Annotated in this window: 9 protein-coding genes; 8 read left to right on the top strand and 1 reads right to left on the bottom strand. The window is 37.2% G+C overall.

The window, feature by feature from the left end; all coding sequences use genetic code 11:
- The first annotated feature begins 387 nt into the window (after positions 1-387).
- From ACOVQ4_RS00905 to ACOVQ4_RS00890, 4 genes are all read left to right on the top strand, one after another.
- Positions 388-1,098, top strand: coding sequence for an HAD family hydrolase (locus ACOVQ4_RS00905; RefSeq protein WP_421818797.1), 711 nt, complete (start codon positions 388-390; stop codon positions 1,096-1,098).
- 25 nt (positions 1,099-1,123) lie between these two features.
- Positions 1,124-2,275, top strand: a complete 1,152-nt coding sequence (locus tag ACOVQ4_RS00900) for a TIGR03364 family FAD-dependent oxidoreductase (protein ID WP_421818796.1) — start codon at positions 1,124-1,126, stop codon at positions 2,273-2,275.
- A gap of 268 nt (positions 2,276-2,543) precedes the next feature.
- Positions 2,544-3,635: a zinc-binding dehydrogenase gene (locus ACOVQ4_RS00895; RefSeq protein ID WP_421818795.1), complete on the top strand. Its 1,092-nt coding sequence runs from the start codon at positions 2,544-2,546 to the stop codon at positions 3,633-3,635.
- 7 nt (positions 3,636-3,642) lie between these two features.
- Entirely contained in the window at positions 3,643-4,878 is a 1,236-nt protein-coding gene (locus ACOVQ4_RS00890; RefSeq protein WP_421818794.1) for an MFS transporter, read from the top strand.
- Positions 4,879-5,005: 127 nt separating this feature from the next.
- On the opposite strand, the gene ACOVQ4_RS00885 is transcribed toward ACOVQ4_RS00890, so the two are convergent.
- A complete protein-coding gene (locus ACOVQ4_RS00885) occupies positions 5,006-5,578 on the bottom strand; it encodes an XRE family transcriptional regulator (RefSeq protein WP_421818793.1) in 573 nt (190 codons plus the stop codon).
- Between the two features lie 492 nt (positions 5,579-6,070).
- On the opposite strand from ACOVQ4_RS00885, the gene ACOVQ4_RS00880 reads away from it, so the two are divergent.
- The 4 genes from ACOVQ4_RS00880 (at position 6,071) to ACOVQ4_RS00865 (ending at position 13,550) form a co-directional block, all read left to right on the top strand.
- Positions 6,071-6,967 carry an alkaline phosphatase gene (locus tag ACOVQ4_RS00880; protein ID WP_421818792.1) on the top strand — a complete coding sequence of 299 codons (897 nt, stop codon included), beginning with the start codon at positions 6,071-6,073 and terminating at the stop codon, positions 6,965-6,967.
- 649 nt (positions 6,968-7,616) lie between these two features.
- Complete coding sequence (locus ACOVQ4_RS00875) at positions 7,617-10,844, top strand: SusC/RagA family TonB-linked outer membrane protein (protein ID WP_421818791.1); 3,228 nt, start codon at positions 7,617-7,619, stop codon at positions 10,842-10,844.
- Between the two features lie 17 nt (positions 10,845-10,861).
- Positions 10,862-12,643, top strand: a complete 1,782-nt coding sequence (locus ACOVQ4_RS00870; protein WP_421818790.1) for a RagB/SusD family nutrient uptake outer membrane protein — start codon at positions 10,862-10,864, stop codon at positions 12,641-12,643.
- Positions 12,644-12,647: 4 nt separating this feature from the next.
- Complete coding sequence (locus ACOVQ4_RS00865) at positions 12,648-13,550, top strand: metallophosphoesterase family protein (protein WP_421818789.1); 903 nt, start codon at positions 12,648-12,650, stop codon at positions 13,548-13,550.
- The last annotated feature ends 345 nt before the right edge of the window (positions 13,551-13,895 follow it).

Raw genomic sequence — 13,895 nt, 5'->3', positions numbered from 1 at the left:
TTATATTTAAGTTTTGTGTTTTAGGGACAAGGCAACAGGCACAAGGCAAAGAGTGCTAAAATATTTTTAACGACCACGGACATGCATTTTTGCCATAGCCCACCGCCGAAAGCCGATACCTGAAAGCTTAAAGCTAAAACATATCTATTGCTACTAAAAAACATTTTAACACTAGTTGCCTGTTGCCTAAACACATTGATTTTGCAGAATTACTTTAGATTCATCCATTTTGTAGAATGAAATATTAAGCAAATATTAACTAATTGTTATGCAAAAACTTTCTAAACAAAAGTTTATCAATATTAAACATTTGTTTATATATTTGTATCACAAACATCTTTTGAGGATGTCCAAACTTCAGTCCCATTTACATCAAAAATTAATAAAATGAGTTCTATAAAATTAGTTATATTCGACATGGCTGGTACAACCGTAAAAGACCAGCATGAAGTTGAGGCCTGCTTTGTAAAGGCCGCAAAACAAACAGGACTTTCTGTTAGCGACGAGCGTGTGTTGGCTTTACAGGGTTATGCCAAGAGGTATGTATTTGATTTATTATGGCGTGAGCAACTGTCGAATGAGGATGACATAGAGCTGAAAGTGGATGAATCGTATAGTGCTTTTTGTACAATCCTAGAAAAGCATTATCATGACAATCCCATATATCCGACTGATGGATGCCTTGAGCTTTTTAGTTTACTGAAATCAAAAAATATAAAAATAGCCTTGACCACAGGCTTTTATCGAGAAGTAGCAGATATTATCTTGGGGAAACTAGGTTGGCTAGAAGGACTTGATCATGAGTACATGGGCAATAATGACAGTATTATAAATCTTTCTGTCACGCCAGAAGTGGTACTTAAAGGAAGACCCGAGCCATATATGATTCAATATGCTATGAATAAGCTACAAATAAACAATCCAGAAGAAGTAATCAATATTGGAGACACTCCTTCAGATTTGATTTCGGGTATCAAAGCAAAAGTAAAATACTCGTTAGGGGTTACCAACGGAACCCATAATGAAGCGCAACTAAGTGAATACCAAAACCACGGGTTAATCTCGAATATTCTTGAACTAAAAAAATATCTAAACTAATCTTCGGCGTATATTTATTAGCGTTATGAAAAAATATGATTTAATCATAATAGGTGCGGGTAACTTAGGTACATTTCATGCTTATCATGCATTGAGGGCAGGAAAAAAAGTGCTGATGCTCGAAAAAGATTTTGAACCTGTAGAAGCAACAGTGAGAAATTTTGGGCAGGTGGTTCCGTCTGGACAAGCTTTAGATACATGGTTTGAGTATGGTCGTCAATCTCTTGAAATATATGCCGAGTTACAAGAAAAGACCGATATTTCGGCTAGGAAAAATGGATCATATTATCTGGCATCCGACGAAGATGAACTTGGCTTACTGGAAGAAGCTCATCTACTTTTTCAAGAAAGAGGCTACAGCTCAAGTTTATTAAATGCAACGACTTGCCTTGAAAAAAATCCGAGTATCAAAAAACAGTATTGTCGTGGAGCGTTATTTTTTCCACAAGAGTTTTCGGTCGAACCACGTCTTATGGTTCACAAGGTTCGTCAGTATCTCATCAACACTCTTGCTTTAGAATATTTGAATAATACGACAGTAGTTGATTGTTTGATCAAGAACAGTATTTGTCAGGTAGTTACGGCTAAAGGCGAGATATTTCATTCAGAAAAAGTGGCGATTTGTAATGGAAGAGATTTTAATGCATTGTATCCTGAAATATTTCAAAGTAGTGAGTTAGTCGTTTGTAAGCTCAACATGATGTCAACCGTGGCAATTCCAGAGGTAAAAATCATTGGAAACCTACTTTCAGGATTAAGTATTAGGCGATACGACAGTTTTAAATCGTGTCCATCTTACCTTACGATTTCTACACCAAATGAATTGAAAATATATCAAGATAAAGGCATTCATCTACTTTTCAAGCAAGCACCAGATGGCCGTATTATCATAGGAGATTCTCACGAATACGCACCAGTACGCGAGGCTGCTACACTAGACTTTAGCATCGATATGTCGGTAAATGAGTTGATTTTGGAAGAAGCAAAAAGAATAGTTCACTTGCCAACATGGCAAATCGAGCACTATTGGGCTGGTTATTATTCACAAACGTCCCATGGTGGAATTTTTGAATATGATATAGAAGAAAAAATATACATTTCGACAGGTATAGGCGGTAAGGGAATGACCACCTCGCCAGGATATGCCAAGCAAAGAATACATGATATTTTATCATAGTTTTGGTTTTTAAATGGATAATAATTTCTAATGCCGAACATTTCGAAAGTTAGATTCTGATCTCCTATCCTTAGTTTTTACAGGTAATCTGGTAAGTAAGGATAAAAATTGTTTCGATGGTATAGTACTGCACCTATTATGCTGAAAACAAACACACAAGTTATCTTGATAATCATACACTACTGCTAAAAGTAAATATATGAAAGACTAAAGCGCTTTTAGTAATCAGAATTACCTACTATTCCTTGAACTATAAATAAAAATAACTATGCATTTAGGCAAAATATTAGTTTTTAATGGTGCAAACGTAGAAATGCAAATCGAAGAAAGAGTTCTTCCTGAAATTGCGCCTGATGAAATTTTGGTCAAGAATCTTTATACTACACTTTGTGGAAGCGATATACATACTTATTGTGGATTGAGACATGAGAAGACGCCAACCGTTTTGGGTCACGAAATAGTAGGAGAAATTGTCAAGTTTGGGGATCTACACTCTCAAAATGATTTTCGTGGAGAGCCTCTAATGGTGGGAGATATCATCACTTGGAGTATTTTTTCATCCGACCCCAATACCGTAGAAGCAGAGAAAGGTATGCCCCAAAAGTCTTCTAACCTATTCAAATACGGACATGCACAAGTAACAGAACACGAGGCCTTTCATGGCGGCTTAGCAGAATATTGTATATTAAGAAAGAATACCACTGTTTTGAAAGTTCCACAAAACATACCTATCGATATTGCCGCTACGCTCAACTGTTCGGTCGCTACTGTAGCAGGAGCTTTGAGATTATCGACTGGCATCAAAGGAAAAAGGGTTCTTATTACGGGGCTTGGACTCTTGGGTATGGTATGTGTGGCTATGTGTAAAGATGCAGGAGCTACCGAAATCATTACCGCAGACATTAATCCTGTAAGGCTTCAGCAAGCGTTGGAGTTTGGGGCTACCGAAGCGTTAGATTTTGAACAACTGATGCTTAGAAGTCAAACAACGCATCCTGTCGAAACTCCACTTTCATTCGATATAGCCTTCGATATGAGTGGCGCTGTAGATGCTATGGAAGCGGGATTGTCTTGCTTAGGGATTGGTGGCATAGCGGTCTGGATTGGAGCTGTTTTTAATACTCGAAACCTTCAACTAAACCCTGAAAGAATTGTAAGGAATCTACTTACAATCAAAGGATTACACAACTATAATCACGAGGATTTTTGTTACGGAGTAGATTTTATGAAACGAAATGTAAATCAGTTTCCTTTTTCAAAAATTATTGGTAGAGAATTTTCTTTATCACAAGCTAACTTAGCATTTGAGTATGCTATTGAACATAAACCTCTTAGAGTAGGAATACGACTAAATCACTGAAAAACGTATGTTTAAATCTTTTCGTCATCAACAATGGAAAATGCTCCTCTTGACCATGGTGTGCTATTTATTTTTTTACACAGGTCGTCATAACTTTGGTTGGGCTGCTCGAGGGTTGTCCGAACACTTTCATGTACCTTATTCGACTATAGGGTGGATAAGCTTTTCGATGTTGATAGGCTATGCCATAGGTCAATTTGCAAATGGAAATTTGGCAGACCAATATAGTGCAAAAATATTAATGCCTTTGGGTGCGTATCTTTCAATTATAACCAATATCGCGATTAGTTTTGTGGAGACTATCGAATGGGTGCTTGTACTATGGGCGCTCAATGGTTTTTTTCAATCGATGGCCTGGGCTCCGGGAGGAAAATTGATTGCTAATTGGTGGGATGCTTCCGAAAGAGGGAAAGCCTACAGTTTTTACACCATGGCGGCTGGACTTTCATCTGTGATTACTTATTTGATTTGTATTTATATCTTGCAAGAAACACAAAGCTGGAGGATGTTATTCCGATTGCCTGTATTAATACTTTTCGTCACAGCAACTATTTACTTTATTTTTGCAAAAAATCAACCTTCAGATTTAGGATACCCAAATTTCGAGGAAAATGCAGATACAGATGTCATTATAAAAGAAAATTGGAAAACCCGCTATCATAAAGTATTATCAAATCGGGATTTTATGTTGGTGGTTTTGGCATTTGCCTTTGAAAGTATGGCTCGTTATGGCTTTATCTTTTGGGTACCTGTGCACTATTTAGGAAAAGACTGGAAACAAAACACAAAATCCCTTTGGCTTACGTTCTTGTTACCGCTAGGAATGGCCGTAGGTGCTTTGGTTTTTGGTGCATTATCCGATAATTTCTTTAAACGCAATCGGGTAGCTTCGATACGTTTTGGTATGCTAATGAGTTCAGCAATTGCCTCGGCGATTTACTTTACCCCGATACATCATTTTCTGTTACAGGGTATCATCATGTTTTTAGCAGGATTGTTTGTGTATGGACCACAAAGCAATTTTTGGACATTATGTCCCGAAATGCTCGGTCACGAAAGAACAGGAACTGGCATTGGACTAATGAATATGTTCGGATACTTATTTGCAGCATTGGGTGAGCCTCTATTCGGAAAAATATTGGATACAACCGGAAACTCTGCTAATATCTTTTTGATGATTGTGCTAATTAGCTTGTTTTCTGCCCTAATAATCTCTTGGAAGTCACTTTTTAGAATACGATAATAATATTTTACATATTTGTGAATATGTGTACGTTTGGATTCTCCAAAGGCTCAAAATGAAAAAGAATGATGAATCAATCTCATGACCGATAAGTTTTGATTCATCATTCTTGAATATCTGCATGGACTTAATTCTTTTGGTCGAAAAAGTAGATCACAAATAATTGACAATTTTGACCTGACGTATTCACGGGTACATGTTCTAATCTTCCATCAAAAAAAATAGAGTCGCCTTCTTCAAGTACAAACTTTTGACCATTTACGCTATACTCCGTTTTGCCTGATAGTACAAAAACAAACTCATAGGCATCTGTTGTAACTTCTTCACGATAGGCATCTTTGCTCAAATCGAGCAGTGCAATGTCAATAGTACAAGCGGGCAAGCTCCTCATCAAAATTCTTTTGTAGTCAAATCCCTTGGCATCTTCTTTTTCAAACTTTTGGTAATCAGTTTTTCTATTGACCAAAATCGTAGGTTCCATAGGATTGAAGCCTTGGAAAAACTCACTTAACTCCATCTCCAAAGAATGAATTATAGAAAACATTACTGGTAAAGATGGAATAGTTCGCCCATTTTCAATTTGAGAAACCAAACCTTTACTAATCTCTGACTTATCTGCAAGCTCTTGCACAGTCATTCTTTTTTCAAGCCTTCTTTGTTTTATACGACGGCCAACTTCTAAAATAAAAAATCCTTCCATGCGACAATAATACCAAATATTTAATTACTAACACACTCTACAATATTAAACTTTAAAATCCTTGTAGTTTCATTCGTGCAAAACTCCAAAAGCAATCTTGCCATTTTGAGTTATTAAGTTAGCGCACACAATTAAATTTAATTTTTACGCCTACGGCTTTCAGTTTTGGGCATTTGGAAAAATATATCTAACCTTACTTAAATGCTATTTAACACTGTTTGACTTGTACCTGTTGTCTCATGTAAACAGGTAAAAATTTATCCTTATTCTGGTTAATGGAAGCATAAGATTATCTACAATTTATTGATGCTACGATTTAAAATTCAGGGTTTTATTCTACTGTTTGGAAAGCGCATCGGCAATATAATACCATTTAATTAAAAAAAATTATAATATTTAGTATTTGTAAACAAAAGTTTTGTATATTCACATCAAATACCTCATTATCAATCAAATATTATTACTAAAACAATCAATTAACTTACATTAATCATGTTTAAATCGCTATCATTAATTGTGGCTTTAATTGCTCTATGTAGTTTTCAAGGCATCAATGCACAAAAAAGAGTCGAACATGTTATACTTATCGGCGTAGACGGATTGGGAGCATATGCTTTCAAAAATGTTAAAACTCCTAACATTAGAAATTTGATGAAGCAAGGAAGCTGGACGATGCAGGCACGCTCGGTACTACCTTCGTCGAGTGCGCCCAACTGGGCTTCGATGGTTATGGGTGTAGGGCCAGAATTACACGGTTATACAACTTGGGGTAGTCAAAAACCAGATTTACCTAGTAGAGAACTAGACGAATACGGTATGTTCCCGAATATTTACGGAACTTTACGCAAGAATAAACCCAAATCTGAAATAGGGGTAGTTTATGAATGGGATGGCATTGGGTACTTATTCCCCAAAAAAGCAGTGAATTACGAGCAAAACTGTGAAGGTGACAGTATCACTTCTCTTACTACAGTTGATTATATCAAAAACAAAAAGCCTAATTTCTTATTTGTGCATTTCGGAGAAGTAGACCATGTAGGACATTCAATCGGTCATGCTACAATCGAATATTATCAATCAGTTGAAAAGTTAGACGAATATATCGGCGAGATAATCAACAGTATCAAAATGGCGGGAATAGCAGATAAAACCGTTATTATTTTTACAGCAGACCACGGCGGCATCAATAAAGGCCATGGAGGTATTACAATGGAAGAAATGCAGATTCCTTGGATTATTTCAGGGCCTAGCATCAAGAAAAATCATGAAATAAACACTAGTATCATGACATTTGATACAGCTGCTACAATTGCTAAACTACTGAAATTACCACAGCCACATAATTGGATAGGCAAACCCGTATATGATGCCTTTAGCAATGCAAATTAAGTTCCGTACAAAAATCCTATTTGGACAATCGTAGAAATTTTAGACAAGCGAACTATGCACATTAAAGGTAAAAAACAGAGTTTGTAGGATTATCTCCACAAAAACTTCATGTAAAGGTATCGACTTGGGTTTACCTAACTACTCCAACTATTTCTGATTGTTCTATCTCCCTACATTAAAAAAAAAATAAAAATCATTCTTTAAAATCTTGCATAGACAATTACGTATATATATTATCGTTTCATTAAAATTTCACTAAAACTACCTAAGTTTTGGTCAAATAAATGCTAATTCATTGGTATTAGGTGGTCGGCTGTGGACATTTTGAAACAGTATAATTTGTTTCTTGAGTAAATTATTGCTCAATGCCTATGGCTTGATACCCAGAGCTTTGCATCTTATTCCGAAAATGCAGTACACCCTAATATTTAATTCACATTAATAAAATATTAATAATAATTCACATAAAAACACAAAAAAATAACAATAAGTTTAGTATTAGTAAACAATATTTTACTAAATTTGCTTTCGAGATAATCTTAGCTAAGCCAGTATCTGTCAGAATCAATTATTACTCAATTTTCTAAAAAAGTGTCTATTAAATCAATCAAGAGTTTTCAAATCTAAACTTTCAACATAAATCTGAACTATGACTACGTTTACCAGATTTATTAGCCAGTGTCCAATTTCGGGGCGATGGTTAATGCTTTCGTATATAACAATTACGACGGTTTTATTGTGTGCGACTACGGGATTCTCCAAGGCTTTGAAAGAATCAGAAGTTCACTTTAATTCAAAAGATAGAAGTATTAAGGGGCAAGTCACGAACGAGCAAAATGAACCATTGGCAGGTGCCAGCATAAAAGTAGATGGTTTAATCATTGGCACTGTAAGTGATGAAAATGGAAAGTTTTCTTTAGTAGTTCCTGAAAAATCTCAATTAATAATTTCTCACGTGGGTTATCAATCTCAAAAAATTGCGATTGGCAATCAAACTTTTCTAAGTATCCAATTAATCTCTGAGAATAATTCACTAGGAGAAGTAGTAGTAGTAGGATTTGGTACTCAGAAGAAAATAAATATGACAGGAGCCGTAGATGCGGTAAGTTCCAAACAATTGGAGAGCCGCCCACTCAGCAATGTCACAGCGGGTTTACAAGGTCTTATTCCCAATCTAAATATCGCCAATCCCAGTGGTAGAGCAAGTGCCGCATCTACCTTCAATATACGAGGTATCACGAGCCTCAATGGAGGAGAACCGTTGGTATTGGTTGACAACGTTCCGTTTACAGCAGCAGAAGTATCAAGAATAAACCCAACTGATGTAGAAAGCGTCACCGTTTTGAAAGATGCCTCAGCGGCTGCAATCTATGGTGCGAGGGCAGCTTTTGGTGTAGTTCTCATCACTACGAAAACTCCACAAAGCAAAAAAGTAAATGTAAGTGTAAACTCAAACGTAGGATTTAGAACAATAGGAAAAATGCCAGATTTAGTAACAGACCCTTACTTGGTTATGGTTACAAAACATCAGGCGGCGGTTCCTTTGTATAATTTGTATCCAGATGCGCTAAGAGTTTATGCCAAAAAGCGTTCAGAGGATTTGAGCTTACCTGCAGCTATATTAAATCCAACCAATCAAGCCAATTGGGCATATTATGGCAACACAGATTGGATTAAAGAAGCCTACCAATCATCAGCGCCAACCTATAATACTAATTTCTCGATTTCAAAGAAAACAGAAGGTATAGGCTATTATTTTTCAGGAGATTATTATCAGCAAGATGGTTTATTGAAATACGGAAACGATGTTTATAAAAGATACAATCTTCGTGGCAAAGTAGACATGAATCTCACCAGATGGTTGAGTTTTAGTAACAACACACAAATTACTATAACAAACTATGACTCTCCTGTATTTATCGATGGCAACTTCTTCTGGAATGTAAATCGAACAAACTCTTTGGATATTCCCAAAAATCCTGATGGTTCTTGGACAAATGCTGGTGCTGGGCTATTAGGTCGCCTACAAGACGGTGGTCGCTCAAATTCATCTTTGTCCGAAATTCAGAGTAGTTTTGGCATAAAAGCCAATGTCATTAAGGACATCCTTGATATCAAAGGTGAAGCTACCTACAGAAGAGGCGCAAGTTTAACACGTGCATTTGATATTCCAATTCCTTACAAAACTGGGCCAAACAGCCCAGTTGCCAATGCTGGCTCTACTACTAGTTGGGCACAAAACATCAATGGGAATACAGAATATACAGTACTTAATTTTTATGCAGATTTTCACAAAAATTGGGGAAAACATTCAGTCAATACCTTGATGGGCTTCAACCAAGAATATCGCAAGAGTAGCTCGGCGAGTATGTCACGCAACAACATTATTTCTACCTCGCTGCCCTCTGTCGGATTGAGTACTGGCACCATGACTACCTCCGAATCTATAAGTGATTGGGCCGTAAGAGGCCTATTCTACAGATTGGGTTACGATTTTAAGAATAGATATTTATTAGAACTGAATGGCAGATACGATGGTACATCACGCTTTCCTGAAGGTAAAAGATGGGGATTCTTTCCTTCAGTTTCTGCGGGATGGGTGGTTTCAGACGAAGCGTTTATTCGTAATATCAATTCAAACAATTTTATCAGCTTGTTGAAACTAAGAGGTTCTTATGGAATATTAGGCAACCAAGCTTCGGTGGGCGAGTATGACTATATTCCAAGTATGGCTTCGTCTCAAGTTTCACAAATACTGGGCACATCTCGTCCTATGGCTGTGAATGCCCCAGGAGCAGTTTCTGGAAATTTTTCATGGGAAAATATTGCAACGGTCAACTTTGGTGTAGATTTAGCCTTTATGAGCAATCGTCTACAAGTAAATTTTGATAAGTTTACTCGTTATACCAACGACATGCTTATTCCGGGAAAAGCCCTACCAGCGGTTTTTGGCACTAATGTACCCAGAGAAAATGCTGGTGATTTGAAAACAACAGGTTGGGAGTTCAGACTTGGTTGGAGAGACCAGTTCAATTTAGGAAAATCGCCATTTCAATATAATTTAGCTTTTAATTTGGCCGATAGTCGTAGTTATATTACTCGCTTTGATAACCCCAATAAGTTGTTAAACCAATATTATGAAGGACAAGAAATAGGTGAAATTTGGGGAGCCGATATCATTGGCTACTTCCAAAATCAGGACCAACTCAAAAATAGCCCTGACCAAAAAGCAATGGGAGCAGCCGAGCAATCTTACCAATTCTTTGTTGGTGACCCGATTTTTGCAGATAGAAATAAAGATGGTATCGTAAACAAAGGTCAAAGAACCGTAGACGACCCAGGCGATTTGTATAAAATTGGTAATAGTCGCCCTCGCTATACATTTGGAATGGACATGAGTGCCGCATGGAAAGGTTTTGACCTACGAGTATTTTTACAAGGAGTTGGTAAGCGAGACTGGTATCCAGATGCTTCTAACGTGTATTTTTGGGGAGTATTTGCCCAACCTTGGACAAACGTAACAGTACAAAACTTAGACCATTGGACTCCTGAAAATCCAAATGCTTATTTTCCTGCTATTCGTGCATATACCGCCGAGAACTCTGGTGAACAGTTGTCATTACCCAATACCAAATATTTGCAAAATGCCGCGTATATGAGAGTCAAAAATATTACTCTTGGCTACACCCTACCTTCTTCTTTGTTGAAAAAGGCAAAGGTTGATAAAGTGAGGCTGTTTGTAAGCACAGAAAATATTTTTGAAATAACCTATACCAAAGTAAAATTAGACCCTGAAACTTTAGGCAGTGGTAGCACGGCTAATGCGGTATATCCTTTCCAGCGTACTTATGCATTTGGATTAAATCTAAACTTCTAATTTTAGCGCTTTTGATAATGAAAAATCTTAAAATTTCACTACTCTTTTTATTGTCTTTATGCGTAGCATGTAAAGACGATTTTCTCGACCGCAAACCGCAAACTGCTATTACTGAAGATACTTTTTTTGCAAATGTTGCTGATTTGGAAACCTATACCAACGGTTTTTATGGATCGATTGGCGCACGTTGGGACGATATTTACTCAGATAATCTTTCTGTTTATACAGGAGGTAGCGATACCGAAAATTTGATTAGAGGATCGCTTACACCTGCTACGGTAGGAGGCTGGAATTCTTGGGGTACCATACGTCGAGTTAATTTTTTTCTTACCCGTGCTGGAAAAGCCTCTGGCGACCCTTCACTTATCAAACATTATATCGGTGTTGGAAGATTCTTCCGAGCAATGCTCTACTATGATTTGGTAAAAAGATATGGCGATGTACCTTGGTATTCGACCGTACTCGCTTCAAATGATGAGCAATTACTCTATAAAGCCAAAGATCCACGTACTATGGTGGTCGATTCAATCATGAACGATTTGGAATATGCCTCAGCTAATATTCTGCCCTCAAGAACCAATAATACCATGGTGACAAAATGGGCGGCACTGACATTACTGGCACGTATCTCTTTACATGAAGGAACATACCGTTTGTATCATGATGAACTAAATTTGAAAAGTACGTCAAACAGATTCCTTACACGTGCTGCTAGCGCCGCACAAGAAGTGATGGAAAAAGGTGGTTTTTCATTAACAAACACAGGAAATGGCGCCGTAGATTTTAGAAACCTCTTTTCGAGTAACAATTTATCTTCCAATAAAGAAGTCATTATGCTCAATAAGAATAGTAAGGATGATGGAATCACTAATAATACTCACGTGGTATTAGACTGGCAATGGGCTTTGAGTCAGGACCTTGCAAATGATTTCTTGAATAGCGATGGTACCACATTTACTTCAAAAAGCAATTATGATAAATTAGGTTTTGTAGAATCTTTTGCCAATCGCGACCCTCGACTAGCCGAAACCATTATGCCTCCAGGTTTTACTACTATTCCAGGAACAAGCCCCTATTTACCAAAGCCAAGTTTTGGAGGATATTTACAAATCAAATTTTATCCGCGTGATCCAGCTTTGCGCGGTGGTTGGGGACTCAACTATACCGACCTTCCTATTTTTCGATTGGCCGAACCGCTATTAATTTATGCAGAAGCAAAAGCAGAATTAGGACAATTAACACAAGGAGATTTGGACAAAACTGTAAACCTACTTCGCAAAAGAGTAGGTATGCCAGACTTGAATTTGAGTAATGCCAATGCTAACCCAGATACCTATTTAGCCAACAAATACCCAAATGTATCTGGCAATAATAAAGGAGTTATTTTAGAAATCCGTCGTGAAAGAAGAGTAGAGTTAGCTTGTGAGGGCTTCCGTTTTGATGACCTATATCGTTGGAAAACAGGAAATTTATTGGCTAAAGCTTCCTCTGGAATGTATGTGGCTAAATTAGGAGGAATAGACGTAACAGGTGATGGAAAAGAAGATATTGCTATTTTGGAAGCTCCCGGAAAAGAAGAGCCATTGGCAACTTTACCAGCAGATATTAAAAGTAAAATTGTAAAATATTACCTTTCTGATGGAAGCTTTTATTTGAGCAATGGTACTTCTGGTAATATCATGTTTACGAAGGATAAAGCAATCCCTAGAGTATTTGATGAAAATAAATATTATAATTTCCCAATACCACAACAACAAATTATTTTAAACAAAAACTTAACTCAACCAGCAGGTTGGTAAACTAATGAAAAGAAGAGATTTTCTTGTTAGTAGCTCTTTGGCAGCAAGCACTATTGGAGCTACTACTAAGGAGGCACAGGCAAATCAAAGTTTGCGTTCCAAAGCCAAGCCAATATTGACTATTGGTCATATAACCGACGTTCATCTTCGTCGCCGAGATAATGCCCCTGAGCGTTTCCAGAAGTGTTTGAAGGAAGTAATGACACACAAAGTGGATTTTTTCCTAAATAGTGGTGACTCTATTTTTGCAGCAGATTACAGTGACGTTACTCGTGAAAAAATGCTTGACCAATGGAGTGCTTGGGATGAGAGCATCAAGGTAATTGAGCAATACGAATTGCATAGTTGTGTGGGTAATCATGACCCCTGGTGGCATGCCCCATCCAAAGAGGATGAAATGTATGGGGTCAATTATGCTGCCAAACGCTTAGGAATGCCTCATCGCTATTACAGCTTTTCAAAGAAAAACTGGCTTTTTTTTATCTTGGATGGTAATAATAAAGGTGTTTCGTTAGACCCAGAGCAGATGACTTGGCTCGAAAAAGGCCTAGAAGCGGTTCCGAAAGGGCATTTTGCTTTACTTATGTCTCATTTCCCCATTCTGTCGGTAACGGGCGCTTGGGCTGGTGGCACACACAGTGATAATGTTGCTCTGAGAAAACTTTTTTACAAACATAAAGAAAAAGTAAAAGTATGCTTGTCAGGCCATCAACACTTACTTGATAGTAATGTTTTTAATGGCGTTCAGTATTTCTGTAATGGTGCTATGAGCGGGTTTTGGTGGGAAAAAGGAGATGCAAATTCTGCTAAACCTTACTACTATCAAGAAACAGCACCAGGTTATGCCATTCTAAAACTGTATGAAGATGGTACCTTAGAAAATCGTTATATCGAACATTTCTATTAAATCCATTAAACAGTGGTAAGTAAGTGCGCAAAATTAGATTTAAGTTTTGTGTTGAAGGCACAAGGCAACAGGCACAAGGCAAAGAGTGGTAAATTGTCTTTTAGTCACGGTAGATACGTTTTACTGAATACTCATGGCAGAAAGCTCAAAGCTGTGCTTGCCTAGTGTCTGTTGCCAAATACAATTGTTTTAAACTGGAGCGAAATAGAGTTTCAAGAGAAAAATGCAAATCATTGAAAGTTTACCTTAACAATTCAAAACAGAAACTGTACTATGGTTTTCAAACTATTTAAAATTGGGGATTTCTGATTTCGGAATTACATAAAATAAGTTGCAGGAAAGATT

It is taken from the genome of Flectobacillus sp. (genome assembly GCF_049240685.1).
Classification (GTDB): domain Bacteria; phylum Bacteroidota; class Bacteroidia; order Cytophagales; family Spirosomataceae; genus Flectobacillus.
Note: the sequence above shows the minus strand (reverse complement) of the source record. Positions and strands in the feature narration are given on the sequence as shown.